The following is a 26,008-nucleotide window of genomic DNA, read 5'->3' on the forward strand; positions in this document are numbered from 1 at the left end:
CGCCCCGTTATTGTGAATGCGTGGAGAGGTTTGCGTCAGCGCCGTTCACCAGAGCCGCGGACGACGGCTTGCGCATGGCGTTGAAACGCGGATTCAGGCGTATGCGATAAGCGATCAGCACATCGCAGGCCAGCAGGAAAAACAGCAACATGCCCTGGAACAGGCCCGTCAGCGCCAGCGGCAGGTTCAACTCAATCTGCACCAGCTCGCCGCCGATATAGATCAGCGCCATCAACATGCTCGCCAGAAGAATGCCTACTGGATGCAAACGCCCCAGAAAGGCGACGATAATCGCTGCGTAGCCGTAGCCCGGCGATACCTGAGGCACCAGCTGCCCGATCGGCCCCGTCACTTCGCATACGCCCGCCAGCCCGGCCAAAGCGCCGCTCAGCAGCAGCGCCAGCCACACCAGACGGCGTTCTTTAAAGCCGGCGAAGTGAGCGGCGCGAGTGTCCAGTCCCAGCACTTTGATCTGAAATCCAACGAAGGTCTTGCTCAGCAGCACCCACACCGCCACCAGAGCGAACAATGCGAACAGAATACCGATATGCATGCGGCTGTCTTCCAGCAACAAAGGCAAAGTCACGGCTTCAGTGAATAGAGCGGACTCGGGAAAATTGAAACCGCCCGGGTCTTTGAGAGGCCCATGCACGCTGAACAGAAGCAAATTCAGGGCGATATAGTTCAGCATGATGGTGGTAAGTATCTCATTGGTGTTGAAATGGGTTTTCAACAGTGCGGGAATCGCCGCCCACGCCATGCCCGCCAGCGCACCCGCCACCAACACCAGCGGCAGAGCGAGTGCGGAATCGCTTTCCAGAAACTGCAGCGCTAAGGCGCCGCCGGCCAACGCGCCCAATAAGAGCTGTCCTTCCGCCCCGATATTCCAGACTTTACCCCGATAACACACCGCCAACCCCAGGGCGCACAGCATGATCGGCGCGGCTTTCACTCCCAGCTCGGTCCAGCCGTACAAGTCCGATACCGGCGCTATAAAGAAGGTATATAAAGTTTGCAGCGGGTCTTTACCCAACGCCCAAAACAAGATGGAGCCGGTAATCAGCGTCAAGGTTCCCGCCAATATGGGAGAGAGATACGCCATCCAGCGGGAGTCGTCTACGCGACGCTCCAGTTTAAAAATCATTGCCCGGCCCCCTTCGCTAACACGTCTGCTTCGTTATGCTCTCTCATCCCTCAGGCCCCCACCGCGTGTTGCGGCGCGGGCTGGGACGACTCCAGAAAGTCGCCCCCCATCCAACCCCCGACTTCTGCGATGGTTGTTCCCCTGGTCTCTTTAATCGGCGAGATCTTACCCACGTAAAGAGCGCATATGCGGTCGCTGATGGCGAACAACTCGTCCAGATCTTCTGACACCACCAGAATAGCAGCGCCACGATCGCGGAGTTCGATCAACGCTTTGTGAATCGCCAGCGCAGCGCCCACATCCACGCCCCATGTCGGATGCGCGGCGATCAGAAGCTTAGGATTCTGCAGGATTTCGCGGCCAATGATGAACTTTTGCAGGTTGCCCCCGGAGAGGCATTTAGCATGCGTTTCCGTGTTGGGCGCTTTGACGTTGAAGCGGGCACGCACGGTTTCAGCGAATTTGCGCACCGCCGGCATGCTGATCAGGCCCGCTTTGGTCAACCCCTGAAAATAACCGGTCAACAGTCCATTCTCTTTCAGGCTCATATCCGGCACGGCGCCGCGGCCCAGTCGCTCTTCCGGCACAAAGCCCACTCCCAGTTTGCGGCGCTGCCCGGACGTCATCGCCGCCACCGGCTGCGTCAGCAGACGAATCGCTGCGGGGGAGTCCACCACCACCGTTTCCCCGCTCAGCGCCGCCAGCAATTCTTCCTGCCCATTGCCGGCCACACCCGCCACACCGAGAATTTCACCGGCTTTCACGGTGAAGCTAAGGGACTCCAGATTGACGCCAAAAGGGTCATCCGTCTTCACCGACAGGTTCTCTACAATTAAATAGTCTTCGCCGCCGGTCGTCTTCTCATGCTCCGCATGCACCGGCGTATCATCCCCCACCATCAGACGAGCGATGCTGTGATTGGTTTCCTCCGCCGGAACGCAATGACCGCTGACTCTGCCCGCCCGCAAAATGGTGGCGCTGTCGCACAGGGAGCGCACTTCATTCAGCTTATGGCTTATAAATAGAATGCTGCAGCCTTCCCGGGACAGTTGGCGCAGAGTGGCGAATAGCTGGTCGACTTCTTGAGGCGTTAATACTGAGGTCGGCTCATCCAGGATCAGCAGCTTGATATCCTGTAGCAGGCAGCGCACGATTTCCACCCGCTGACGTTCGCCGATAGATAAGGTATGCACCAGCCGGTCCGGGTTCAACGCCATGCCGTATTTGTCGGAGACCTCGCTAATGCGGCGGGACAAAGCAGCGCGGTCGCGCACCTGTTCTTTGGGCAGGCTGAGAGAAATGTTCTCGGCGACGGTAAGCGTTTCAAACAGAGAGAAGTGCTGGAACACCATGCCGATGCCCAATCTGCGCGCCGCCGCCGGATCGGCGATCTCCACCGGCTCGCCTTCCCAATAAATGACGCCGGCGTCAGGCCGGGTAACCCCGTAGATAATTTTCATTAAGGTGCTTTTGCCCGCCCCGTTTTCGCCAAGAAGTGCGTGCACTTCGCCAGGACGGATGTTTAGATGAGCGCGATCATTGGCCAGGCAGCCAGGATACTGCTTGGTGATTCCCTGTAGCTGCAGCCGGTAGTCCTTACTCGGCGGAGGAAGATCAATATCGATTGTCATGCGCTGCCAAGCCTCTTTGGAATATTTCTGCTGTTTTTATTCTGTCCGGCTCCGGGGTCTGACGCCGGCCCAGGTCAAACAGGGGCCGCATCATCAACATAAACCCCGGCAATTTCAACCGCCCGAGCCCGCTATTTCAGTGGGCTCAGACCGCCTTATGCCGGTTTGCGTTCATTCCGAATGCAAATTTTTGGCCAATTGGTCAGTTTTTTCTTATTTGACCAATTGATCAACTTTGGCAAAACATTTGCTAACCTTACATTATCGCCATTAATCGCCTAATGTTCGATCAGATCTGACTTGAACTATAGGTTGACCGAATTTGTATGTAAATAATAACCTGACCATGTAGACAAGTTTTTTAAAGGGCGTAAGCTATAAGGACAGGCGTGAAAAACCAGCGACTGCCTGCGTGTAATATTAAGCGGCGTCATGTGGACGTTATAACAAAAAAATTTTAGTAAGCTGTATATAAAAAGATCAAGGTACGCCACGGTGATTCGATTTTTACTCAACGACGACGCCTTAGAGCTCGACAATTTTGACCCGGATTTGACCATTTTAGAGTTCTTGCGCACCAATAAGGGGCTAACCGGAACCAAGGAGGGCTGCGCATCCGGCGATTGCGGCGCCTGCACTGCAGTGCTCGCCACAGAAGAGAACGGCGTATTAACCTACCGCTCCATCAATACTTGTATTACCTTCCTGGGCGCACTGCACGGCAAACAGCTCATCACCGTTGAATATCTTAACCGGCGCGGAAACCTGCATCCCGTACAGCAGGCGATGGTGGATCAGCACGGTTCTCAATGCGGTTTCTGCACACCGGGCTTCGTCATGTCCCTGTACGCCCTGTATCAGCATAAACAGCAGAAGGCGGACACGCGCGCCTGCTCACGTCAGGAAGGAGAGGCCTATCTGGCCGGCAATCTGTGCCGCTGCACCGGCTATCGGCCTATTCTGGACGCCGCGCGGCAAGCCACCTCTGCTGAGCAACTGGCGCAAATCAAAGAAGATGAGGCCGCCATCTGCGCCAGACTGGCCGCTATCAAAGCTCAGGGGCCTGGTTCCGTGACTCGTGACGACCAAGGCGTCGCCAAGCACTTTCACCTGCCGACGAATCTGGATCAGCTCGCCCAGTTTTACGACGCGGCCCCAAGCGCCCGCCTGCTGGCGGGAGGCACCGATCTGGCGCTGGAAGTCACTCAGCAATTGAAGCAACTCGACAACATTATCTATGTCGGCGCGGTCGACGAAATGAACGCGTTGACAGTGACTGAAGACACGCTGGAAATCGGCGCGGCCGTCACCTATGAACGCGCCATGTCCGCGCTGTCACAGGAATATCCCGATATGGAGCCGTTTCTGGAACGCCTGGGCTCAATGCAGGTGCGCAATCAGGGCACCCTGGGCGGCAACATCGGAAACGCCTCCCCTATCGGCGACATGCCGCCCGTACTGCTGGCGTTAAATGCGGAATTGACGCTGCGCAAAGGCGACCAGAGTCGTCGGCTTCCTATTGATCAGTTTTTCCTGGACTACAAGAAAACGGCGTTGCAGCCTGGCGAATTCATTGCATCTATCCGCATTCCCCGCGCTCAAGCAAACGCCAGCCTGCATTTATATAAAGTCAGTAAACGTCTGGAGGATGATATTTCCGCCGTGTGCCTGGCGTGTTATATCCAAATCGAAAACGGCTCAGTGGCTAACATCCGACTTGGCGTCGGCGGCATGGCGGCGATACCCAAGCGGGCCACGCTCACCGAGCAGGCCATGCTTGGCCAACCCTGGACGTCGGACACTATCAGCGCCGCTCAGGCGGCCATAACACAGGAGTTTTCGCCTTTGAGCGATGTCCGCGCCAGCGCTGATTACCGGCGTAAAGTGGCTGCGAATCTGTTGCAGCGGTTGTATATTGAAAGCGCCAATGGGGCGGTGGCGACGAGGGTATTTCACTATGCGTGATCTGTTGAACAAGCTCGGCAAACCACTTGAGGTGAAGTTGGACGGCGCACCGACTGCCGATACGCATCTGGAACAAACCCAAGGTACTCCCAAAGCGGGGCGCAACGCCAAGCACGACAGCGCGCATAAACACGTAGCCGGCGAAGCCCAATACATCGACGACCGCTTCTCTCACGCGGGTCAACTCTATGGCTGTGTGGGCAAAAGCCCTCACGCCCACGCCCGCATCCTTTCCATGAATCTGGACAAAGTACGCACGGCGCCCGGCGTCCTGTGCGTGATTACCGCCGACGACATACCCGGACATCTGGATATCGGTCCGGTGTTCCCTGGCGATATGCTGCTGGCCAAGGATAAGGTGGAGTTTGTCGGTCAGCCTCTGTTCGCCGTCGCCGCGGAAAGCCATAATGCCGCCCGCCGCGCCGTTAAACTGGCGGAAGTTGACTATGAAGTCTTGCCAGCGACCCTCACTATTGAAGACGCCCTGCAACAACAACTGTTTGTGCGTCCGCCTCATCAAATGCGTCTGGGCGAACCGGAAGCGGCGCTCGCCAGCGCGCCTAACTGGTTAAGCGGCGATATTGAGGTTGGCGGACAGGAACACTTTTATCTGGAAGGTCAGATTTCCCTGGCGATTCCAGATGAAGACGGCGGCATGCAGATTTTCTCCTCCAGCCAGCACCCTTCGGAAGTACAGAAACTGGTGGCGGAAGTGCTCGACGTCCCCTTCAATCGCATTACCGTCGACGTACGGCGTATGGGCGGCGGTTTCGGCGGCAAAGAGACGCAGGCCGCGCCCTGGGCCTGCCTCGCTGCGGTGCTGGCGCGTAAAAGCGGCCGTCCGGTCAAGTTCCGCCTCAGCCGTAGCGACGACATGGAGATGACCGGCAAACGCCATCACTTCCATAACCATTTCGATGTGGGCTTTGACGACGAAGGCCGCATACTCGCCGCCGATATTACCGTGAATGGCCTGTGCGGGTACTCACCGGACCTGTCCGACGCTATCGTCGACCGCGCCATGTTCCATGCGGATAACGCTTACTACCTGGCTAACGCCAACATTATCGGCAACCGCTGCAAGACTCACACAGTGTCCAACACCGCGTTTCGCGGCTTCGGCGGACCGCAGGGCATGATGGCGGCGGAAGCCATGATCGAGGCGATCGCCCGTCGCGTCGGTAAAGATCCAGCGGAAGTACGCCTGTTGAACTATTACCGGGAAGATCATGAGCGCTATGACTTCAAGCAGGGCGGTTATGACGTCACGCCCTACCATCAGAAAGTAGAGCAGAACCTCATTCCGCTGATGACTCGCAAGTTGATGGCGGATGCGGACTATCATGCTCGCAAAAATGCCATTCGCGCTTTTAACAAATCCAGCCCGATCCTGAAAAAGGGTCTGGCGCTGACGCCGGTGAAATTCGGCATCTCCTTCACCGTGCAGCACCTTAACCAGGCTGGCGCGCTGATTCATATCTATACCGACGGCAGTATTCACCTGAACCATGGCGGCACTGAAATGGGCCAGGGCCTGTACACCAAGGTGGCGCAGATCGTGGCGCAGGAATTCCAGGTCGATATGGAGCACATCATTGTTTCCGCCGCGCGTACGGATAAAGTTCCCAACACCTCGCCGACCGCAGCGTCCTCAGGCACAGACCTGAACGGCAAGGCGGCGCAGAACGCCGCGCAAAAACTCAAAGGCCGCCTGATCGAATTCGCCTGCGAGCAGTATCAGGCCACGCCGGAGCAGATTCACTTCGCGGATAATCACGTCCATGTGGGCGAGCGGACATTTCCGTTCGCTGAATTCATTCAGCAGGCTTACATGGGCCGTGTGTCTCTGTCCGCCACCGGCTTCTATAAAACGCCGAAGATCCATTATGATCGCGACACCGCGTCCGGCCGCCCCTTCTTTTACTTCGCCAATGGCGTCGCCGCGGCGGAAGTGGTGGTCGACACCTTGACCGGCGAGTACAAAGTGCTGCGGGCGGACATTCTGCATGACGTGGGCAAATCGCTGAACCCGGCGATCGACATCGGCCAGATTGAAGGCGGCTTTATTCAGGGCATGGGCTGGCTCACCACCGAAGAGGTGTGCTGGGACGCCAATGGCCGTCTGCTCAGCAACAGCCCGGCGAACTACAAGATTCCCACCCTGGGAGATCTGCCGGAAGTCCTGAACGTTGAGCTATTGCCGGACGAACCCAACCGAGAGGAAACTATTTATCATTCCAAAGCGGTGGGCGAGCCGCCGTTCATGCTGGCGATGTCAGTCTGGTGCGCCCTCAAAGACGCGATTTCCAGCCTGAGCGATTACCGCATTGACGCGCCGCTGCATACGCCGGCGACGCCAGAACGGGTATTGGCGGCGGTTGAGGCGACATTGAGCGCCGCCAAGGGAGAATAAGCCATGTACAGGGAGCAATGGTTCGAAGTCACCCAGCGGCTCAGCCGCTCCGGGCAGCCCTTTGTGCTGATCACGCTAATCGGCGCGCGCGGCTCTACGCCCCGGGACAGTGGAACCAAGATGGTCGTGTCCGCCGACGCCACCTTCGACACCATCGGCGGCGGTCACCTGGAGTTCAAGGCCACCGCCATGGCGCGGGAGATGTTGGCGAAGCAGGATTACAGTCAGCGCATGGAAAACTTCCCTCTGGGCGCCAGCCTGGGCCAGTGCTGCGGCGGCAGCGCCACCGTTCTGTTCGAAGCCTTTGCGCCCTGCCCCACGCAGATCGCACTATTCGGCGCCGGCCATGTCGCCAAAGCGCTGGTGACGATCCTGGCGGATCTGCCGGTGCAAGTAACCTGGATCGACTCCCGGGAAGAGCTGTTTCCTGAAACCCTTCCCGCCAATACTCAAAAACGCGTAGACGCCTATCCCTGCGATGTGATCGACGATCTGCCGGACAACTTTTATTACCTGATCCTGACCCATAACCATCAGCTGGATTACGAACTGGCGGAAAAGATTCTGCGCCAGGACCGCTTCGCCTATCTGGGCCTAATCGGTTCCACCACCAAGTGGGCGCGCTTCCGCCAGCGATTCGACTATCGCGGCGTGGACTCCAGTCAGGTCGAGCGCGTGAGCTGTCCGGTAGGCCTGTCCGCCGTCCCTGGCAAGCAGCCGATGGAAGTGGCGGTGTCCATCGCCGCTGAACTGATCGGCCTGTACCACACTTCCGAGAGCCCCACGCAACAGGGCGTGGCCTGGAAAGACATCAAAAGCTGGGCCGCCGATCAGGCAGAGCCGCGCGACGCCAGCGACACGGACGCTTCAACGTCAACGCAAACATCCTCAGGAGAGACTTTATGAGTGGCGTCGCCATTCGCAGCCGCAGAGTCATCACCGATCAGGGCATGCAGCCTGCAACGGTGCTGATGGCCGGCGGCAAAATCGTGGAAGTGCAGCCTTATGATATGTCGATAGACGCCGACTACAAGCTGGTGGATGTCGGCAATGACGTGGTGATGCCGGGTCTGGTGGACACCCATGTCCATATCAACGAGCCTGGCCGCACCGAATGGGAAGGCTTCAACACCGCCACCCAGGCGGCGGCCGCAGGCGGCATCACTACCCTGGTGGACATGCCGCTGAACTGTATACCGGTCACCACTACCGCCGACGCCTTTCGCACCAAGCTGGACGCCGTGTCCGACAAACTCTGGGTCGACTGTGGCTTCTGGGGCGGCGTTGTCCCGCAGAATATCGACGACCTGCCGGCGTTGCTGGACGCAGGCGTGCTGGGGGTGAAGTCTTTTCTGATCGACTCCGGCATTGATGAATTTCCGCCAGTGACGGAGAGCGACGTCAAACGCGCCATGCCGATACTGGCGCGTTACAACGTTCCTTATCTGATCCACGCCGAACTGGACAAAGAGCACAGCCCAGCGCCCACTATCGGCGCCAGCTACCAAAGCTTTCTCGCCTCGCGCCCCAAAGCCTGGGAAAACGACGCCATTGATCTGATGATCGGCGCCGCCCGCGATTTCAAGGCCCAGGGCGTGGACTGCAAGGTGCATATCGTGCACCTGTCATCCGCAGAGGCCCTGGCCGCCATCGCCGCCGCCAAAGAAGAAGGCCTGTCCTTTACCGTGGAGACCTGCCCGCACTATCTGACCCTGTTCGCCGAAGCTATCCCTGACGGCAAAACGCTGTTCAAGTGCTGCCCGCCCATTCGTGAAAACGATAACCGTGAGCACTTATGGCAAGCCCTGGAGCAGCGTCTGATCGACTTCGTGGTGTCCGACCACTCACCCTGTACGCCGCAACTGAAAGAGATCGACAGCGGCGACATTGAAAAGGCCTGGGGCGGCATCTCCGCCTTGCAGTTCAGCCTGCCGCTGGTATGGCATGAAGCCCACCAAAGAGGACTGTCGCTGCCCTTTATTTCCCGTCTGATGAGCTGGGAAACCGCGCGCTTCGCCGGCTTGGCTCATCGCAAAGGTCGTCTGGCTCCAGGATATGACGCGGACGTACTGGTGTTTGACGACCATCAGGCGGTCACCATCAGCAAGGACATGATCAAGCATCGCCACAAAATTACGCCTTATGAAGGCATGCAGGCCACCGGCGCCATTCGCCAGACCTGGCTGCGCGGACAATGCATTTACAAGGACGACCAGTTTATCGGCGCCGCCAAAGGCCAGCCGCTGCTGAGAGAAAGCAAAGCAGGCTGAGCGCGGACGCAATGAACGACACACAACAACGATTAACCTCCACACTTATTTTGGAATTCTCTGTATGAGTCACGCCATCGATTTTGAACTGCCCTATCCTGGCGCCCTGAACTTGGCGGCCGAACGCCTGGGAACCCAGGTGTTGTCCTGCAGCGACGATTTCTTCGCCTCCAAGGACAACCTGATCAAGTCCGGACGCGGCATTTTCATCGCCGACAAATACACGGATAACGGCAAATGGATGGATGGCTGGGAATCACGGCGTCGCCGCGACGACGGTTACGACTGGTGCACAGTGCGCTTGGGCGCGCCTGGCCGCATCGATTTTATCGACGCTGATACCAATCATTTCCGCGGCAACGCGCCCGCGTCAGTGTCGCTGGACGCCTGCTACTGTCTGGGCGAGCCGGACGCCGGCACACAGTGGACGGAGATTCTGCCAAAGACCAATGTCAGCGCTCACAGCCAGAACCTGATCAAAGTGGACAACGCAGAAAACTGGACCCATGTGCGTTTGAATATCTACCCTGACGGCGGCGTGGCGCGGCTGAGAGTGTACGGCTCTCCCCAGGTGGACTGGTCGCGCACCCTGCCCGGCGAGCTGGTGGATCTGGCCGCTATCGCCAATGGCGGTCGCGCACTGTTGTGCAGTGATATGTTCTTCAGCGACATGCAAAATCTTCTGATGCCCGGACGCGGCGTCAATATGGGCGACGGCTGGGAAACCAAACGACGTCGCGGCCCAGGCTACGACTGGCTGATCATGCGTCTGGCCGCTCCGGGAGCCTTGCAGAAAGTGATCGTCGACACCTGCCACTTCAAAGGCAACTACCCTGACCGCTTTTCTCTGGAAGGCGCAGTGGCGGCGGACCCGAACAGCACGGACGCAGAAAGCCTGAAAGCCCTGGACTGGCAAGTCGTCATTGCTGAAACCAAACTGCATGCGCACCGCGAGCACCTGTTCATGGACGAAATCCTGGACAAAGCCACCGCGTTCACCCATCTGCGCCTGAATATTTACCCTGACGGCGGCGTCAGCCGTCTGCGCGTGCTGGGGTATCCCAAATGAGCCAAGTCACCCTGGATCAACTCAACGCCATGCCGGAGCAAACGGCGCATGCGACCTTCCTGACCTGCTGCTCCAGCGAAGCCTGGGCGCGCGGCATGACGGCGGCGCGTCCTTTCGCCGACGTAGCGACCGTTTACGAGACGGCCGACAGCATCTGGGCGGGACTGTCCGAACAGGACTACCTGGAAGCCTTCTCAGGACATCCCAAGATCGGCGACGTCAATTCTTTGCGCGCCAAGTACGCTCACACCAAGGCCCTGGCCGCCGGCGAACAGTCCGGCGTCAACAGCGCCGACGAGGACACCCTACAGCGCCTGGCCACTGGTAATCAGGCTTACGAAGAGAAATTCGGCTTTATTTTCATTGTCTGCGCCACCGGTAAAAGTGCGGCGGAAATGCTGTCGCTGCTGGAGGCGAGACTCCCCAACGCGCGTAGCGAGGAAGTTAAAAACGCTGCGGAAGAGCAACGTAAAATCACCCGCATCCGCCTGGAGAAACTGCTATGAGCCAGATCACCACTCATGTTTTGGACACCGCCCAGGGCAAGCCCGCCGCCGGCGTTCCCATTCGCTTCTTCGCCTTTGTCGACGATGACTGGGAACAAATCGGCGGCGGCGAAACCAACGCCGACGGCCGTCTACCTAACCTGTTGGAAGAAAACGTGGTATTGCCCGCGGGCCGTTATCTGATGGCCTTCGATACCGCGGCATATTTCAAAAAGCTCACGCACACACCCGGTTATCGCGGCGCTGAAACCTGTTTCTACCCGTATGTGGACGTCGTCTTTGAAATCAGCGGCGATGGCGAGCATTACCATATTCCTTTGCTGCTCTCTCCCTATGGCTACTCCACTTACCGGGGCAGCTAACATGCCTGCGCGTCGCCTGCATCCGCGGCCGTTGACCCGGGAAGCCTTCGCGCCCTATGGCGACGTTATCGTCGCCGACGCTGGCAGCGAGCATTTCACCATTAACTACGGGCAGACGGAGCGCTATCACCAACTGGCGACGGTAGATGCGGCGGAGTCCGATGGCGCGCCCATTATCAGCCTGTTTCGTTCCACGCCCTTAGCGCAACCGATCAGTCTCCGCATCATGGAGCGGCACCCACTGGGCAGTCAGGCGTTTTACCCACTAAGCCCCCGCCCTTATCTGGTGGTGGTGGCGCCTCCCGGAGACTTCGACGCCGACAAAGTGAAAGCCTTTCTGGCGCAACCGGGACAAGGCGTGAACTACCACAAGGGCGTCTGGCATCACTTCTGTCTGGCCCTGGAAGACGTCAGTGACTTTCTTGTCATTGACCGCAAAGGACCGGGTAATAACTGCGACGAAGTCGAACTGCCCGACGCGCCTTGGACAATTGATTTATAATCCGTTGATTTTGATACGAAATGAGGAACCCTGACACACCATGACCAGCTCCATCAGCGCCCATCGCGGCCCGCTTTTCCACATGATCGCCGATCCGGCTGAAGTGGGCGAAGAAGCCAGTTATCAGTACTGGGAAGACGGCCTGCTTGCTGTCGCAGACGGCAAAATTACCGCCGCAGGGGCCTATAGCGATGTGGCTTCGACGCTGCCAGAAGGAACGGCGGTCGAAGAGCACCCCGACAGCCTTATCGTTCCGGGATTCATCGACACCCATATCCATTATCCGCAAACCGAGATGATCGGCGCCTTCGGCAAGCAGTTGCTGGAGTGGCTGAATACTTACACCTTTCCCACCGAACGCGACTTTAAGGACCCTCAACATGCGCGCAGAGTGGCGCGGGTGTTTCTGGATGAGCTGCTGAAAAACGGCACCACCACGGCGTTGGTGTTCGGCACTGTGCACCCCGAGTCAGTGGACATGTTTTTCGAGGAAGCTCTCGAACGCAATCTGCGCATGATCTGTGGCAAAGTTATGATGGATCGCCATGCGCCCGATTATCTTTGCGATACCGCGGAAAGCAGCTATCAGGACAGTAAGGCTCTGCTTGAGAAGTGGCATGGCAAAGGTCGGCTGCTCTACGCCGTGACCCCGCGTTTCGCCCCCACCAGCACGCCGGAGCAGCTGGCGGCGGCGGGCCGTCTGCGTGAGGAATATCCCGACGCCTATATGCATACGCATCTGTCGGAGAACCCCGCCGAGTGCGACTGGGTGAAAGAACTGTTCCCGCAATGCGCCAACTATCTGGATGTTTATGACCATTACGGCCTGCTCGGCAAACGCGCCGTCCTGGCCCATGGCGTTCACTTATGCGAAGACGAATGGAAACGGCTGCACAGCTCGGATTCCGCGCTGGCGTTCTGCCCAACGTCCAACCTGTTCCTCGGCAGCGGCCTGTTTGCGCTGGAAGAAGCCGAGCGACACAAAGTCAAAGTGGGTTTGGGTACCGATGTGGGCGGCGGCACCAGCTTCTCCCTGCTGCAAACTCTGAACGAAGCTTACAAAGTCATGCAGTTGCGCGGACATGCGCTGACGCCGTTCAAGAGCTTCTATCTGGCTACGCTGGGCGGCGCCAGAGCGCTGGAGCTGGACCATTGCCTGGGCGGCTTCACCGCCGGCAAAGAAGCGGACTTCGTGGTGCTGGATAAACGCGCCACGCCGCTGCTGCAACTGCGCATGGAAAACTGTCGCAGTCTGGCCGAGCAACTTTTCGCTTTCAGCATCCTGGGAGACGATCGCGCCATACGTGCGACTTACGCCGCTGGACGCTGCGTGCACAAGAAGCAATAACACGGCCTGACCTGTGCAGGTTCTGTCGTTTACAGACGAATAGCCGGACGCTATTTGTCTGTCGGATAAAGAACAAAAACACTGGAAGCCGCGGACGCGGCTTCGTTGACCAATAACAATTAGACTCTGCTTTGAGGTCAGAATGGACCCGTATTACATCGACTGGATTAATCTTTTCATCCGCTGGTTTCACGTTATCGCAGGCGTGGCGTGGATTGGCGCTTCCTTTTACTTTGTCTGGCTGGACAACTCCCTGCAGGACCCGCCGGACTGGAAAAAAGAAAAGGGAATCAAAGGCGATTTATGGGCCATTCATGGCGGCGGCTTTTATGAAGTCGCCAAGTACCGGCTGGCGCCGGAAAAAATGCCGGCCACGCTGCACTGGTTCAAATGGGAGGCTTACACTACCTGGCTGACCGGTTTCATGCTGTTGTCCCTGATGTACTACTTCGGGGCGGAGACCTACCTGATCGATAAGTCCGTGATGGAGCTTAGCCAATGGCAGGCTATCGGCATCGGCGTCGGCCTTTTAGTGGCGGGCTGGGCGCTGTACGACGGCTTGTGCCGCTCCCCCCTTTCTCGCAATGGTTACGTCTTCGGCAGTCTGTTATTGGGTCTCGCTATTCTGGCCAGCTGGGGCCTGACCCAGGTCTTCAGCGCCCGCGGCGCCTATATTCATGTAGGCGCCCTGATGGGTACGCTGATGGCGGGGAACGTATTGATGATCATCATTCCGTCCCAAAAAGCGCTGGTGAACGCCGTCAAGGCTGGCGCAGCGCCAGACCCCAGACTGGGCGAAAACGCCAAACTGCGCTCCACCCATAACAACTACATGACGCTGCCGCTGATCTTCATCATGATCAGCAACCACTATCCCATGACCTACGGTCACGAGTGGAACTGGGCCATTCTATCGGCGCTGGTCGTCATTACCGCCTTTGCGCGTCATTATTTCAACCTCAAACACAGAGGCGTAAAACAACCTGCTATTCTGGTGATAGCCATGGTGATGTTCATCGGTTTGGCGGTGATCGTCAAAAGCACAGGGAAAGCAGACAGCGCAGACGCTGAGCAAGCCGCCGACACAGCGGATAAGGTCGGCTTCATGCAGGCTGCGGCGATCATTCACAACCGTTGCGCCAGCTGTCATGCGGCCAAACCAACCCAGGCCGGATTTGCAGAGGCCCCTGCCGGCGTACTTCTGGACACCACCAGTGGCGTTATGCGCCACCTCCAACAGATTCAGCAGGTGGCGGTGGATTCCAACTACATGCCTCTGGGCAACCTGACCGGAATGACGGATGAAGAGCGCCAACAATTGGGCGCCTGGATCAAACAGGGCGGCGGAACCGAATAAGTCCGGCGGCGTTTTTTATCCAAAGGAGAATGTTCCTGGGTAAAAAACGCGGCTAGCATATGCAACCCTTTATATGCCTCAGCGATCCCGGGCGGGGTCGCAGGCCAGCCTGAAAGTGACCTAAGCAGACTATGAGCGACAGTAGATACCATCAAACCATCTTTATTTCGTGGGAAGAACTTCATCGGGACACGCGGATGTTATGCCGCAAGCTGATCGATATGGGCCGCTGGAAAGGCATTATCGCCATCACCCGCGGAGGCTTGATCCCCGCCGGCATCATCGCCCGCGAACTGGGCATTCGCTACATCGACACCGTTTGCGCCGTCAGTTATGAAGAGCAGAAGCAATCCGATGACGTCAACGTCATCAAGAGCTTTGACGCTTCCGTCATTGGCGATGGAGAAGGCTATCTGCTGGTGGATGATCTGGTGGATACGGGTAAAACCGCCAAAGTAGTGCGCAACCTGATACCCAACGCGTTCTTCGCCACGCTGTACGCAAAACCGCTGGGACGGCCTTTTGTGGACTTGTGCATTAAAGAAGTGTCTCAGGAAACCTGGATGCGCTTCCCCTGGGACATGGAGCTGAACTACTCAACTCCGCTGGTGGACCGGCTCTAAGAGCCGGCCTCTCCCAAGCAGAAAACGCGAACGTCAGCTCTTCTGCTTGGTGCCGAAAATGCGGTCGCCGGCGTCGCCCAGACCAGGCAGGATATACCCCTTCTCATTGAGCCTTTCATCAATGGCGGCGGTGTAGATGTGCACGTCAGGATGGGCTTTCTCCACAGCGGCAATGCCCTCCGGCGCCGCCACCAGCACTAATGCGCGGATTTCGGGGCAGCCTGCTTTCTTAAGCAGATCGATAGTGGAAATCATGGAGCCGCCAGTCGCCAACATGGGGTCGATGATCAACGCCAGACGCTGATCCAGCTCACCCACCAGCTTTTCCAGATAGGTTTTCGCTTCCAGGGTTTCTTCATTGCGAACCTGGCCCACTACGCTGACTTTAGCCGCGGGAATCAGAGATAAAACTCCGTCCAGCATACCCAGTCCTGCGCGCAGAATAGGCACAACCGTCACTTTCTTGCCTTTCAGCTTTTCCACTTCCACCGGCCCGGCCCAGCCTTGCACCACCTCCGTGCCCAGATTGAAATCTTTACTCGCTTCATAAGTCAGCAGCGCTCCCACTTCCTGAGCAAGTTCGCGAAAGCTTTTGGTGCTGATTTCAGCCCGCCGCATCAGTCCGATTTTATGACGGACCAAGGGGTGGCGGATTTCATGGGTAGGCATAGGATATCTCCGGCAAGACCCGAAAAGCAGGAGCGCTCTCCGGGCATCAGGTAATCTGAATATAAACGCGCAAAATCCTAGCGTATTTTGCGCGTTCACACATCCCTGCAGACGGAAATCTTGCGTGAAAATTGCAGATATATCGGCATGATGGCCTTTATTCTCTTTATCTGTCCCAACCTTATCGTTCCAGTTACTCTTCCTGCCCCGCCGGTTTCTGATTTTTCATGGCGACGCCAAATCCGATCTTACCGTTTGCAGGATCACTGGCGTCAAACACCAGCAACTCGCCATCGGCGGATGCAATTCCCATACGGCCGCTGTAAGTCAGCTCGCCGTTCGGCTCCACGTTATAGGAGACGCTCAGATTTCGCGTCGCAATCCCCGCCGAGGCGCGTATCTGACTGTCAACGCCTGCGCCCGCGCCATCCAGCGTCAAACGACTGAACGTCGCCTGGGGGATGTCCTGATCTTCAATCACAACGCCCAGCCAGTATTCCCCCAGCAGAGCGTTATTCGCCATATCCGTGGCGGTGCGCAGACATATCGCGGAGCTTGCCACGGGTCGCCAGCCGCCGACTTCCGCGTTGCCTGGACTATCATCTTCAGGTGGCGTAACGGGAACCTGTTCTTTCCAGGCCACCCTGGAAAAATGGAATACCCGACCATCAGGCGAGGCGCCTCCCAGTGTGCGTACGCTCCAGCGACAGGGGTCATATACCGGGTTGCCGTCGTTATCGACAGGACAGTCCAACGTATAGCCTGCGTTCTGAACGACCTCATCAAACGCCTCGTCCAAAGGCGGATCGGACCAGCTTAGAACAGCCTCGTCGTCAAAAGAGTAAGCAATCGACCTGCTTTCCGATCCTGCGCCCGCACCGGTGCTGCCGATGCGCTGTAAGACGCCGTTTCCGTCTGTATCCAAGGTAGCTTTATGAATCTGCACGGTGAGCTTGTTGTCAGCGCCGCTGGGGAAATAGGTTTCTTCAATGCAGAGATAATCGCCCTGGGTGAGGTCTGGTTTCTGATAGACGATATCGCCGTCCGGATTCTCGGCGGTAGCGGTTTCGTCGACCTTCACGCCGGCGTAGAAAGTGGTGCTGATGGCGGCGACATCCGTCAGGAAGAAAAGATCGCCTGCCGCACTGATGCCCCCATACCGCGATCCGGAGGCATTCATGAAACCCGCGTCGTCAAATTTGTATTTAGGCGTGTTGATCTTGGCGTAACCGCCATTGCCGCCTTTATCGAGCAGATCGCCCAACCCTGCGCGTGAGTTGCCGCTGATGATAGAGCGCATGACGCGCGCCTGATCGCGCTGCAGCGAGATTTCCGATGCATATTGCAAGCCACTGAGAACAAAGTCCGGGCTTGGTACGGTAGGGTCTTTAGGTTTAGTTTCCAGTTTTTCGCAGCCCTGCAGCGTCACTGCAACCGCTACGACGATAAGCGCACTTCGGGACCAATGCACAGGCCCCAGGTTGTATTTATTGTTATTCATCGCAATCAATGAGCTCAGTGGGGAGTTACCAACTGCAATCTTAGGTTACACAAAGATAAATTCATTGATGCAATTGGCAAAAGCGGCGCATAGCGCCGCCTGAGCTCAAGCTTTGCGATGGGAGCGGGTTTCCGCCGCCTGCCAGGACATACCGGTGAGTGAGCAGTATTCTTCCAGAGAATCGATCATTGCGCGGGTCAATTCAGCGGGTTCCGGCAGTAGCGCCCGATCCGCATTGATGCCGATCTGCACGGACTGGTTATAGCTCAGCAGGCTGACGCCAAGTCCGATATCGCCGGTTTGCGGCACCCAGAACATCAGCTCTTTCACTTGGCTGCCCGCCAGATAGCGAGCGCGACGCGCGCCTGGCACATTAGAGAGCACCATCGACGTCTTATTACTGAACAACTCCAGCAGCGGTTGTTGCACGCCTTGGGGAAACAGTCCCATCGCAGTGAGCAATGCATGGGAAAGACTGGGTTGCATCGATTCTTTCAGCGCCGCCATATCGTGCTTGATCTTGTACAGACGCTCAATGGGGTTGCCAATGCCCGCCGCCAGCGGAACGAAGACTGTACCGAACTGGTTGCCCAATTCCTGTAACTGTTCTCTGCCTAATCGAGTCTCCAATGGCCGCAGGTTGACAGGCAAAGTGGCGTGCAAACGCACCCCGTCCACCTGATCCATGCGCTCCTGCAACAAGCGTCTCAAGCCGCCGCTGACGCAACTGAGCAACACGTCGTTAATGCTGCACCCAAACGCCTGAGCGACTTCTTTGAACTTATGCAGGGGAATCAATTCGGACCAAGTGCAGCATTTCATGACGCCCAACTCGCCACGCAAAGGCGTGGGATCGTCCGCCTCCAGCGCCGCCAGACGCGCAATCTCCGCGGCCCCGTTCAGCCCCTGTCTGACGCCTTCCACTGCATAACCGGGTTCCCGTAGGATACTTTTACCCTCTTCCGCAATGCGATAGCGCAGCTTGGTGCACTTTTCCACCGCCCGGGACAGCGTCTCCATGCCCATGACGAAAGACTGCCGCGCACGGACGCCCGCGTCTCGCTGCTTGCCTGGGTCCAGAGGAAATGGATTGATGTTGGGAGACTGGTCGGACAGCGAACCAAACACCGCCACCAGCGCCAAACCGTCCGCATAGCAGTGATGCACCCGCATCACGCAGACATGATGGTCGCCATAATTTTCAATGAGGAAGACCTGCCACAACGGCTTACCCGGGTCCAAGGGCGTGCTCATCAGGTCGCCAATGAATTTTTCCAAAGCGCCTTTATCCGCCGGCTGCGGCAGAGCGACTTTGCGAACGTGGTAATCCAGAGAGAAGTAGGGATCTTCTTCCCAAAAATAGAATCCGGAATGATTAACCGGCTTTTGCCGAAAGCGGGGAAAGGCCAGAAACCGGGCGTTGATGAGTTCTTTCAGCTTGTTGAAGGGAATCGGCTCCACCACCGCCATCGCGGTGATCACCATCAGGTTTGTCGGACGATCCAACCGTAACCAGGCTGAATCAACGCCGCTTACCGGCTCAAAGTGATTATCTGACATGAGCTTTCGCCGCACCTCCCCCTACAATTCGGTCATTAGCCATAATGGCTGAAAATCGCAAACTTCTTTACAGAGCGATTACAAATTTTAACACTGGCTCAAAAGCGGCAATCCTATAATCAAAGTGCGACAACCTGACTGCCTGGTTGGATTTTGCCGGATTTTTCGAGCAGAAACCGGCGAGTTTGCGGAATGCGCCCTGGCAGTTTAACTGATGTGTCCATGGGGAAACCATAGAGCATCAGGCGACACTTTATATATAAGACTTAAGATTACCTCCAGACTTACGAAATAGGCGCCATAATTAACCTATAGGCGCAAACAGCCAAAGTGTCGTCCAGTTGCGAGCACATACAAATATAATAAACCCGTTGTAGTTTCAGCCACAGGAGGCGAGCGTCTCCAAGCGTGCGGAAAACGGGGCGGCGCGACGGTGGGAGTTACTACCATGAAAGCAGTCCATGCCCGTAAGTTGTTACGACCAATTGATCCGGCCTATACCGAGATGTTTTCCGGTAAGGTCTATTCCGTGGGAAAAGGCGCGGTATCCCTCCGCAATCATAGCGCTCCGGCGGAAAACACCGTCATCGGCGTCCACGGATTCCTCGAAAATCACTGTTACTTCACCCAGACCTATCAGGCTCCTGATACGGAGCTGATCCTGCTCACCTGCAGCAATTATCATATTCCCGTCAGCGGGCCGACATTGGAGTCCGCCCCCTGGCAGACGCCTATCAAATATCTTGAAGCGACCATCGAATACGACGCCGCCATTCTTAATCAGGTGCTGCAGAATATGCCCAGCACCAATCGGGTGCGGGTGCATGGTCACTCTCGAGGCGGCGCAGTTATTCTGGAAGCCATCAAGCAGTGGCCCGAACTCTACGCCAATGTGGATGTGGTGCTGGAAGCGCCGGTATTGCCGCAAGGCAAGCTGCACGCATTGGCCCGCGCATTGCTCGACCCGGTCAGCCACGGCATGTGGCCCTGGGTGATCCGCCTGGTCAACAGCGCCCCTTCCACCACCTACGGTCAAACCTTCTTCGGCAGAATGAATCCCCGCAAGCGGGTGTTGTTGGATCGTCTGTTTTCATCCACGCGAGACCATCTCACCATTGTGCGCAATATCGAGAATATTCTGGCCTGGATGGAAAAAGGCGACATGACGGCTTACGAGCACATGCGTCACGGCACCATCCTGATTCCCAAGATCGACCGCATTCTGGACCGGGACGCCATGCTGCAAAGCGCCGAAAATTCCCCCAACGCCATACGCATCATTGAAACCAGCGCCACCAGCCACTTTGTCACGCTGGATAGCCAGGAGTGGGTTCCGCCCTTATCCCTGCTTCCCAATGCGGCCGCCGCCGGCGCCTGACCTTCCGCAATCTTCCCGCTCCGGCCAGGGACGCGCCGGGTTAACCACCTCCAAGCGCTCACAACTGAGTAACCAATCACAAACTGCGGGAACGCGACAAAAAGTTAGGTAGGCTTTTCTAATCTATCTTTAGTAAACTTGCCGCCAATCATTCATAGGTTGCGATGAGTCATCGCATTAACGCCGAAAAGACTGTTTTCTGAAGCCAAATGGCGGGGATCACTCATGTCCAAAGAGAAACTGTTAAGCGTCAACGCAAGAACCGCCAACGCCCGACGCCTGCAACAGTTACTGCTGGACTACCATAATTACCGGCTGCAGAGAGACGAACATCCCCTGGCGCAGGACATTGACCGACTGTGCGACTGGCAGGCGGATCGCCTCAAAAGAACCCATAACGATCTTTACAGCAACCAGCGTTATCACGAAGCGTTAGACTTCCTGCTGAAAGACCTCTATTCCCCAAAAGAGTTCACCCGTCGTGACGCCGACCTGGAAAGGGTATTTCCGGTGATGGTGAAACTGCTCCCCGATTCCGCGCTGCACACAATCGCCGATCTGGTTGAATTAAATCTGCTCACGCAGCAGCTGGATGAGCATATCGCCGCCGTTTTACGAGAGATGCGCGTCGAACGCATTACTGAGGACAACTATGCGGAGGCCTTCAGGCGCTGCGACAACTTCGCCTCACGACGCCGTCAGATCACGCTGATCGACAAAACCGGCCACGAACTGGAAAAGTATGTGAAGAGTCGCTTCATCAGCTTCAGTCTGAAGATAACCGAGGGTCCGGCGGAAATGGCGGGTCTGGACCAGCTGCACAGTTTCCTGTCCAGAGGCTTCAAGGCGTTCAAGGAAATGGGCGGAGTCAGTCAGCTATTGCGCGTGATCATGCAGAGGGAAAGCCACATCCTGGAGCAAATCCAGGTTAACGCGGACTCTCCCTTCACCCTGCCGGATAATCTGCGCGCCTACGCCTGACTATAGCGAGACGTAAGCCGGATTTATCAGGCTTTCTTCAGCAGCCCGTCCAAGTGACTGTGAATTTCCTGCTCGATGCGGTCTTTGAAGGGACGGAATAAGAAGCCCAATTCCATGTGCAGATGAATCTGGCTCTCCGCCACTTCCAGCTGCCCCTTAACTCCGCTGCGATGAAAGCGCAGAACTTTATCCTCCCACTCATAGTCGACGCTGAACCGCTCGGACAGGCTCTGCGCCAGTTCGTCCGCCGCCTGTACGGCATGATCCATATCAAGATTATGTTCACGGGTGAGTTCGATCACTGACATCTATAAAACTCTTTGGTTAATTGCGGAGGCTATTGTTTATGGGTTTTCGCCATGTAAATCAAGCAAAAAAATCCCGCCTTGGGCTGCGAATCGCGGGTAGGACTTTCCCCGGGACACAGGTAGAATACCGCACAATTATTTTTACGGGAGCAACCTAATGACAGAGCGGGACACCACCCACTTCGGTTACAAACAGGTGCCGGTCACAGATAAAGAAAGCCATGTGGCCAAAGTGTTCGACTCGGTCGCCGCCAAGTACGACTTGATGAACGACCTCATGTCGATGGGCATTCACCGCCTCTGGAAACGCTTCACTATCGATAAAAGCGGCGTCCGCGCCGGGGCATCGGTTCTGGACATCGCCGGCGGCACCGGCGACCTGACCAAAAAGTTCTCACGTCTGGTCGGTCCGTCCGGCAAAGTGGTTCTCGCAGACATTAACGCTTCTATGCTGCAGGTTGGCCGCAACCAGCTATTGGATCACGGTTACGGCGACAATATCGAATTTGTGCAGGCCAACGCTGAGGCGCTGCCCTTCCCTGACAATAGTTTTGATTGCGTCAGCATCGCCTTTGGTCTGCGTAACGTGACGGACAAAGATCAGGCGCTGCGGGAAATGCAACGGGTGCTGCGTCCTGGCGGACGCCTGCTGGTGCTGGAGTTCTCCAAGCCCACCAACCCTATTGTCTCCAAAGCTTACGACGCCTACTCCTTCTCCGCCTTACCGCTGATGGGCAGTCTCGTCGCGCAGGACAGTGAGAGTTATCGCTATCTTGCCGAGTCTATCCGCATGCACCCTGACCAGGAGACGCTCAAGTCGATGATGGAGCAGGCCGGACTCTGCTTGTGCAAGTACTACAATCTCACCAGCGGCGTAGTCGCGCTGCATACTGGCGTCAAAGCCTGATATGAGCCCCTTCGACCCGCTTCTCCTCACCGCCCTCAATGCGACGGCGGAGCGCATCGCGGCGGAGATACTCCGCTACGACGCAGGGTCCTCCGCGCGTCTGGCGGAGCTGGACGGCAAGTGGGCCCAGCTGTCGTTAACGCCCTTCAATCTGTCCTTGTACGTCAGGTTGGGCGAGCGTCCCCGCTTTGCAGATGAGGCCGGCGGCGACGTCGATCTCGTCATCCAAGGCTCCCCTGGCGACTTCCTGAGTTATTTACAGAACAAAGGAGGCGCGCAGAACATCCACATCCAGGGCGATATGGGCCTGGCGCAACGCATCGCCGCCATCGCCAACAATCTGGAAGTAGACTGGGAAGCCAAACTGGCCGAGCATCTTGGCGATATGCCCGCCCACTTCCTGGGTACGCGATTGCGAGGTTTCGGTCGCTGGGTGAAACATGTCGGCGACAGCTTTCGCCGTGACGCGGAAGAGTATGTACACCATGAAGCGCGCACCGCGCCAAGCAAAGATGAAATGAGCTACTGGGCCGATGAAGTCGACCGCGTCCGGATGGATTACGATCGTCTGGAAGCCCGTCTGCAACGCCTGCAACAAGCCCTTAATCCCGCAGTAAAAGACACTGATAAGTGAGAAGAATCAACCGCCTTATTCAAATCGTCTGGGTGATCTGCCGCTATCGGCTGGATGAGTTCGCCCCGTTGACCTTATTGCCGCTGCCTCTGCGTCTGTTGTTTTTGCTGGCGCCCTGGCGTCTGTTTCCCAAACCGCAAATACCCCGCGGCGAACGCCTGAGACGCGCGCTGGAGGAGTTGGGGCCAATATTCGTCAAATTCGGCCAGATACTCTCCACCCGTAAAGACCTGCTGCCGGAAGATCTGGCGGACGAGCTCAAGCGTCTGCAGGACAAAGTGCCTCCCTTCGCCAGCGACTCAGCCGTACGAATCATCGAGGAGTCGCTGAAGTCCCCGATTTCAGAGCTCTTCGCCGATTTTCAGACTTACCCGATGGCGTCCGCCTCCATCGCGCAAGTGCATGCCGCCACCTTGAAAAACGGCAAGGAAGTGGTGGTGAAAGTTATCCGCCCCAATATAGAAAAGACCATTCGCCTGGATATCGCGCTGATGTTGCTGGTGGCGCGCCTGGTCGAAAACTACTGGGAAGACGGTAAGCGCCTGCATCCGATAGAGGTTGTGCGTGACTACGAACACACGATTCTGGACGAGCTGGACCTGCAGCGGGAAGCCGCCAATACGTCCCAGCTCAAGCGCAATTTCGCTGGCTCCGAGCTGATCTATATCCCGGAAGTCTACTGGGAAATGACCCACTCCCGCGTTCTGGTCATGGAGCGCATCTACGGCGTACCCATCGCGGACGTAGAGCAGCTGCGCAAAGCCAACGTTAATATGAAGTTATTGGCGGAGCGTGGAGTGGAAATTTTCTTCACCCAGGTGTTCCGAGACAGTTTCTTCCACGCAGACATGCATCCCGGCAACATTTTTGTGGATGTCAGCAATCCCGCCAATCCACGCTACATCGCCATCGATTGCGGTATCGTCGGCACACTAACGCCAGAAGATCAGTCTTATTTAGCCAGGAACCTGCTGGCCTTTTTCCGCCGCGATTATCGTCAGGTGGCGGTGCTGCATATTTCCTCCGGCTGGGTTCCGGGACATACTCGCGTCAATGAATTTGAAGCCGCTATTCGCACGGTCTGTGAGCCGATCTTCGAACGCCCGCTGAAAGACATCTCTTTCGGGCAGTTCCTAGTGCGGTTATTTCAGACCGCGCGCCGTTTCGATATGGAAGTTCAGCCGCAATTGGTGTTGTTGCAGAAGACCTTGTTGAACATTGAAGGACTGGGACGCCAGCTTTATCCAGACCTGGATCTGTGGTCCACCGCGCAGCCTTTCCTGGAAAACTGGATGAAACAGCGCATCGCGCCGCCAGGACTTCTAAAGGCTATTAAGCAGCATGCGCCGGACTGGATTGAGCAAACGCCGGAGTTGCCGCAGATTCTGTACGAAGCCTTTGATCAACTGCGTCATCTGGATCGCTACAATCAAGCTAATCAGGACAGTCTGGCGAGTTTGAGTCGCGCGTTTGAAAAGGATAAGCAGCAACGGCGCGACTTCTGGCTCGCGGGCCTGGTGCTCGCGTCCGCTGCGGCGATGGCGATTGGCGATCAGCCCTTGCGCCTGACGGAGCTGCCATGGCCCTCCGTTACGCTCGCTGTCGCCGGTCTTTACTTGCTTATGCGCCCCAAATAGCGCGATAGTAAGGGTGCAGTTTACAAATTTGTGACAACCTCCTATTTAAGAAATAAAACGGTAACAATGACAGAGCAGAATTGGCGCCTCGCGATAAAGTGGAATAACGACGGCCTTATCCCCGTCATCGCCCAGGACAACGACACCGGAACCGTGCTGATGATGGCGTGGATGAATGAAGACGCGTTGTCGGCAACGATTGCCAAACAGGAAGCGGTGTATTGGTCCCGCTCCCGGGAAAAACTCTGGCATAAAGGCGAGACCTCCGGGCACGTACAGAAAGTAAAAGATATTCTACTGGACTGTGACGGCGACACATTGCTGCTGAAAGTTGAACAAATTGGCGGAATTGCTTGTCATACCGGGCGTGAGAACTGTTTTTTCCGTTCTCTTGACGCACAAGAGTGGAAGGTCAACGCGCCGGTGAAGAAAGATCCGAAAGATATCTACGGATAGGCGCCCGCCCTCCGCTTCACCCGCTATCACACTGATTGGCGAAGCAGCGACCCGACAGGCGATATAAAAATTTAGACAATTTGCTTTCAGAGGCTTGGAAAAGCGCAACATGAACGACATATTGACCCAGCTCGGCAAAGTACTGGAAGAGCGCAAGCTGGCCGATCCGGATTCATCCTACGTCGCCAGTCTGCACGCGAAAGGATTGAATAAAATTCTGGAGAAAGTCGGCGAAGAATGCACCGAAACCATCCTCGCCGCCAAAGATGCGGAACTGGACGGTTCAACGCATAATGTAATTTATGAAACGGCGGACCTGTGGTTTCACAGCCTGGTGATGTTGAGTCACCTGAACATCGGTCCACAGGAAATCATGCAGGAGCTGGCCCGGCGCTTTGACATTTCGGGGCTTGAGGAAAAAGCCTCGCGAGGCAAGAAATAACCGCGGACAGTCCGCACCGGCGCTAACGCTGGACTTGTAGGATTTGGTAATCAGGCAGTAATACTTCAAAGGAGCACAATCATGGGCATATCCATGTGGCAACTACTCATCGTTCTGTTAATCATCGTGCTGCTATTCGGTACGAAAAAGCTGAAGAACATTGGCGGCGATCTGGGCGGAGCGGTGAAAGGCTTTAAAAAAGCCATGAGCGATGGCGAATCCGAGGAAGACAAAGAACCCAAGAAGCTGTCGCAAAATGAGAGCCGCACCATCGAAGGCTCCGTAGAGCGCAACGACGCGAAGACTGAATCCAAACACAGCTAACCCATATCGGACGACTATAGT

The 26,008-nt window shown here is 56.7% G+C and carries 25 protein-coding genes; 19 read left to right on the forward strand and 6 right to left on the reverse strand.

All coding sequences use genetic code 11. The annotated features are described in order from the left end of the window. Positions 1–7: 7 nt before the first annotated feature. Positions 8–1,144, reverse strand: a complete 1,137-nt coding sequence (locus tag EUZ85_RS27735; RefSeq protein ID WP_127973373.1) for an ABC transporter permease — start codon at positions 1,142–1,144, stop codon at positions 8–10. 50 nt (positions 1,145–1,194) lie between these two features. Then, entirely contained in the window at positions 1,195–2,775 is a 1,581-nt protein-coding gene (locus EUZ85_RS27740; protein WP_127973374.1) for an ABC transporter ATP-binding protein, read from the reverse strand. Between the two features lie 495 nt (positions 2,776–3,270). Between EUZ85_RS27740 and xdhA the strand changes: the two genes are divergently transcribed. The 11 genes from xdhA to gpt all read left to right on the forward strand — a co-directional run bounded on the left by xdhA (position 3,271) and on the right by gpt (position 15,190). Next, positions 3,271–4,740 (forward strand): xanthine dehydrogenase small subunit, encoded by a 1,470-nt coding sequence (gene xdhA / locus EUZ85_RS27745; protein ID WP_127973375.1) that lies wholly within the window; start codon positions 3,271–3,273, stop codon positions 4,738–4,740. Continuing rightward, positions 4,733–7,153, forward strand: a complete 2,421-nt coding sequence (xdhB, locus tag EUZ85_RS27750) for a xanthine dehydrogenase molybdopterin binding subunit (protein ID WP_206617963.1) — start codon at positions 4,733–4,735, stop codon at positions 7,151–7,153. The genes xdhA and xdhB overlap by 8 nt, the downstream gene beginning before the upstream one ends. Positions 7,154–7,156: 3 nt before the next feature. Then, a complete protein-coding gene (gene xdhC, locus EUZ85_RS27755; RefSeq protein WP_127973376.1) occupies positions 7,157–8,059 on the forward strand; it encodes a xanthine dehydrogenase accessory protein XdhC in 903 nt (300 codons plus the stop codon). Next, positions 8,056–9,423, forward strand: a complete 1,368-nt coding sequence (gene allB, locus EUZ85_RS27760; protein ID WP_127973377.1) for an allantoinase AllB — start codon at positions 8,056–8,058, stop codon at positions 9,421–9,423. The genes xdhC and allB overlap by 4 nt, the downstream gene beginning before the upstream one ends. A gap of 64 nt (positions 9,424–9,487) precedes the next feature. After that, positions 9,488–10,492 (forward strand): allantoicase, encoded by a 1,005-nt coding sequence (gene alc, locus EUZ85_RS27765; protein ID WP_127973378.1) that lies wholly within the window; start codon positions 9,488–9,490, stop codon positions 10,490–10,492. After that, positions 10,489–10,998, forward strand: coding sequence for a 2-oxo-4-hydroxy-4-carboxy-5-ureidoimidazoline decarboxylase (gene uraD, locus EUZ85_RS27770; RefSeq protein WP_127973379.1), 510 nt, complete (start codon positions 10,489–10,491; stop codon positions 10,996–10,998). The genes alc and uraD overlap by 4 nt, the downstream gene beginning before the upstream one ends. Further along, positions 10,995–11,360, forward strand: a complete 366-nt coding sequence (uraH, locus tag EUZ85_RS27775) for a hydroxyisourate hydrolase (protein WP_127973380.1) — start codon at positions 10,995–10,997, stop codon at positions 11,358–11,360. Before uraD ends, uraH begins: the two co-directional genes overlap by 4 nt. A 1-nt stretch (position 11,361) precedes the next feature. Next, positions 11,362–11,862 (forward strand): ureidoglycolate lyase, encoded by a 501-nt coding sequence (locus EUZ85_RS27780; RefSeq protein WP_127973381.1) that lies wholly within the window; start codon positions 11,362–11,364, stop codon positions 11,860–11,862. A 40-nt stretch (positions 11,863–11,902) separates the two neighbouring features. Beyond that, complete coding sequence (gene guaD, locus EUZ85_RS27785) at positions 11,903–13,210, forward strand: guanine deaminase (RefSeq protein ID WP_127973382.1); 1,308 nt, start codon at positions 11,903–11,905, stop codon at positions 13,208–13,210. A gap of 142 nt (positions 13,211–13,352) precedes the next feature. Continuing rightward, positions 13,353–14,567 carry a urate hydroxylase PuuD gene (locus tag EUZ85_RS27790; protein ID WP_127973383.1) on the forward strand — a complete coding sequence of 405 codons (1,215 nt, stop codon included), beginning with the start codon at positions 13,353–13,355 and terminating at the stop codon, positions 14,565–14,567. Between the two features lie 131 nt (positions 14,568–14,698). Beyond that, on the forward strand, positions 14,699–15,190 hold the full coding sequence (gpt, locus tag EUZ85_RS27795; protein WP_127973384.1) for a xanthine phosphoribosyltransferase: 492 nt from the start codon (positions 14,699–14,701) through the stop codon (positions 15,188–15,190). A 33-nt stretch (positions 15,191–15,223) separates the two neighbouring features. Here the strand turns inward: gpt and upp are convergent, their stop codons facing one another. The 3 genes from upp to EUZ85_RS27810 all read right to left on the reverse strand — a co-directional run bounded on the left by upp (position 15,224) and on the right by EUZ85_RS27810 (position 18,920). Continuing rightward, positions 15,224–15,859 carry a uracil phosphoribosyltransferase gene (gene upp, locus EUZ85_RS27800; protein ID WP_127973385.1) on the reverse strand — a complete coding sequence of 212 codons (636 nt, stop codon included), beginning with the start codon at positions 15,857–15,859 and terminating at the stop codon, positions 15,224–15,226. A gap of 193 nt (positions 15,860–16,052) precedes the next feature. Then, positions 16,053–17,360 (reverse strand): hypothetical protein, encoded by a 1,308-nt coding sequence (locus tag EUZ85_RS27805; RefSeq protein ID WP_127973386.1) that lies wholly within the window; start codon positions 17,358–17,360, stop codon positions 16,053–16,055. A gap of 105 nt (positions 17,361–17,465) precedes the next feature. Further along, positions 17,466–18,920 (reverse strand): wax ester/triacylglycerol synthase family O-acyltransferase, encoded by a 1,455-nt coding sequence (locus EUZ85_RS27810; RefSeq protein WP_127973387.1) that lies wholly within the window; start codon positions 18,918–18,920, stop codon positions 17,466–17,468. Between the two features lie 448 nt (positions 18,921–19,368). Between EUZ85_RS27810 and EUZ85_RS27815 the strand changes: the two genes are divergently transcribed. Together EUZ85_RS27815 and EUZ85_RS27820 are read left to right on the forward strand one after the other, a co-directional pair. Then, positions 19,369–20,298 carry an alpha/beta hydrolase gene (locus EUZ85_RS27815; protein WP_127973388.1) on the forward strand — a complete coding sequence of 310 codons (930 nt, stop codon included), beginning with the start codon at positions 19,369–19,371 and terminating at the stop codon, positions 20,296–20,298. Between the two features lie 225 nt (positions 20,299–20,523). Next, positions 20,524–21,279, forward strand: a complete 756-nt coding sequence (locus EUZ85_RS27820) for a hypothetical protein (RefSeq protein ID WP_127973389.1) — start codon at positions 20,524–20,526, stop codon at positions 21,277–21,279. 26 nt (positions 21,280–21,305) lie between these two features. On the opposite strand, the gene EUZ85_RS27825 is transcribed toward EUZ85_RS27820, so the two are convergent. Further along, positions 21,306–21,587 carry a polyhydroxyalkanoic acid system family protein gene (locus EUZ85_RS27825; protein ID WP_127973390.1) on the reverse strand — a complete coding sequence of 94 codons (282 nt, stop codon included), beginning with the start codon at positions 21,585–21,587 and terminating at the stop codon, positions 21,306–21,308. A gap of 157 nt (positions 21,588–21,744) precedes the next feature. Between EUZ85_RS27825 and ubiE the strand changes: the two genes are divergently transcribed. The 6 genes from ubiE to tatA all read left to right on the forward strand — a co-directional run bounded on the left by ubiE (position 21,745) and on the right by tatA (position 25,987). Continuing rightward, positions 21,745–22,494 (forward strand): bifunctional demethylmenaquinone methyltransferase/2-methoxy-6-polyprenyl-1,4-benzoquinol methylase UbiE, encoded by a 750-nt coding sequence (gene ubiE / locus EUZ85_RS27830; protein WP_127973391.1) that lies wholly within the window; start codon positions 21,745–21,747, stop codon positions 22,492–22,494. 1 nt (position 22,495) lies between these two features. Continuing rightward, entirely contained in the window at positions 22,496–23,128 is a 633-nt protein-coding gene (locus EUZ85_RS27835) for an SCP2 domain-containing protein (RefSeq protein WP_127973392.1), read from the forward strand. Then, positions 23,125–24,765, forward strand: coding sequence for a ubiquinone biosynthesis regulatory protein kinase UbiB (gene ubiB / locus EUZ85_RS27840; RefSeq protein WP_127973393.1), 1,641 nt, complete (start codon positions 23,125–23,127; stop codon positions 24,763–24,765). The genes EUZ85_RS27835 and ubiB overlap by 4 nt, the downstream gene beginning before the upstream one ends. A 66-nt stretch (positions 24,766–24,831) precedes the next feature. Beyond that, complete coding sequence (gene hisI / locus EUZ85_RS27845; protein ID WP_127973394.1) at positions 24,832–25,221, forward strand: phosphoribosyl-AMP cyclohydrolase; 390 nt, start codon at positions 24,832–24,834, stop codon at positions 25,219–25,221. A 109-nt stretch (positions 25,222–25,330) separates the two neighbouring features. Continuing rightward, positions 25,331–25,663 carry a phosphoribosyl-ATP diphosphatase gene (locus EUZ85_RS27850; RefSeq protein ID WP_127973395.1) on the forward strand — a complete coding sequence of 111 codons (333 nt, stop codon included), beginning with the start codon at positions 25,331–25,333 and terminating at the stop codon, positions 25,661–25,663. An 81-nt stretch (positions 25,664–25,744) separates the two neighbouring features. Beyond that, positions 25,745–25,987 carry a Sec-independent protein translocase subunit TatA gene (gene tatA, locus EUZ85_RS27855; protein WP_011395032.1) on the forward strand — a complete coding sequence of 81 codons (243 nt, stop codon included), beginning with the start codon at positions 25,745–25,747 and terminating at the stop codon, positions 25,985–25,987. Positions 25,988–26,008: the final 21 nt, after the last annotated feature.

The organism is Hahella sp. KA22 (assembly GCF_004135205.1).
Lineage (GTDB): Bacteria > Pseudomonadota > Gammaproteobacteria > Pseudomonadales > Oleiphilaceae > Hahella.

Coding starts and splice junctions, on each gene's coding strand:
- tatA (WP_011395032.1), top strand. CDS start 25,745: ATGGGCATATCCATGTGGCAACTACTCATCGTTCTGTTAATCATCGTG.
- ubiE (WP_127973391.1), top strand. CDS start 21,745: ATGACAGAGCGGGACACCACCCACTTCGGTTACAAACAGGTGCCGGTC.
- EUZ85_RS27790 (WP_127973383.1), top strand. CDS start 13,353: ATGGACCCGTATTACATCGACTGGATTAATCTTTTCATCCGCTGGTTT.
- EUZ85_RS27740 (WP_127973374.1), bottom strand. CDS start 2,775: ATGACAATCGATATTGATCTTCCTCCGCCGAGTAAGGACTACCGGCTG.
- hisI (WP_127973394.1), top strand. CDS start 24,832: ATGACAGAGCAGAATTGGCGCCTCGCGATAAAGTGGAATAACGACGGC.
- EUZ85_RS27815 (WP_127973388.1), top strand. CDS start 19,369: ATGAAAGCAGTCCATGCCCGTAAGTTGTTACGACCAATTGATCCGGCC.
- EUZ85_RS27820 (WP_127973389.1), top strand. CDS start 20,524: ATGTCCAAAGAGAAACTGTTAAGCGTCAACGCAAGAACCGCCAACGCC.
- uraH (WP_127973380.1), top strand. CDS start 10,995: ATGAGCCAGATCACCACTCATGTTTTGGACACCGCCCAGGGCAAGCCC.
- EUZ85_RS27850 (WP_127973395.1), top strand. CDS start 25,331: ATGAACGACATATTGACCCAGCTCGGCAAAGTACTGGAAGAGCGCAAG.
- gpt (WP_127973384.1), top strand. CDS start 14,699: ATGAGCGACAGTAGATACCATCAAACCATCTTTATTTCGTGGGAAGAA.
- xdhC (WP_127973376.1), top strand. CDS start 7,157: ATGTACAGGGAGCAATGGTTCGAAGTCACCCAGCGGCTCAGCCGCTCC.
- EUZ85_RS27810 (WP_127973387.1), bottom strand. CDS start 18,920: ATGTCAGATAATCACTTTGAGCCGGTAAGCGGCGTTGATTCAGCCTGG.
- upp (WP_127973385.1), bottom strand. CDS start 15,859: ATGCCTACCCATGAAATCCGCCACCCCTTGGTCCGTCATAAAATCGGA.
- xdhB (WP_206617963.1), top strand. CDS start 4,733: ATGCGTGATCTGTTGAACAAGCTCGGCAAACCACTTGAGGTGAAGTTG.
- EUZ85_RS27780 (WP_127973381.1), top strand. CDS start 11,362: ATGCCTGCGCGTCGCCTGCATCCGCGGCCGTTGACCCGGGAAGCCTTC.
- EUZ85_RS27825 (WP_127973390.1), bottom strand. CDS start 21,587: ATGTCAGTGATCGAACTCACCCGTGAACATAATCTTGATATGGATCAT.
- EUZ85_RS27835 (WP_127973392.1), top strand. CDS start 22,496: ATGAGCCCCTTCGACCCGCTTCTCCTCACCGCCCTCAATGCGACGGCG.
- EUZ85_RS27805 (WP_127973386.1), bottom strand. CDS start 17,360: ATGAATAACAATAAATACAACCTGGGGCCTGTGCATTGGTCCCGAAGT.
- guaD (WP_127973382.1), top strand. CDS start 11,903: ATGACCAGCTCCATCAGCGCCCATCGCGGCCCGCTTTTCCACATGATC.
- allB (WP_127973377.1), top strand. CDS start 8,056: ATGAGTGGCGTCGCCATTCGCAGCCGCAGAGTCATCACCGATCAGGGC.
- EUZ85_RS27735 (WP_127973373.1), bottom strand. CDS start 1,144: ATGATTTTTAAACTGGAGCGTCGCGTAGACGACTCCCGCTGGATGGCG.
- uraD (WP_127973379.1), top strand. CDS start 10,489: ATGAGCCAAGTCACCCTGGATCAACTCAACGCCATGCCGGAGCAAACG.
- alc (WP_127973378.1), top strand. CDS start 9,488: ATGAGTCACGCCATCGATTTTGAACTGCCCTATCCTGGCGCCCTGAAC.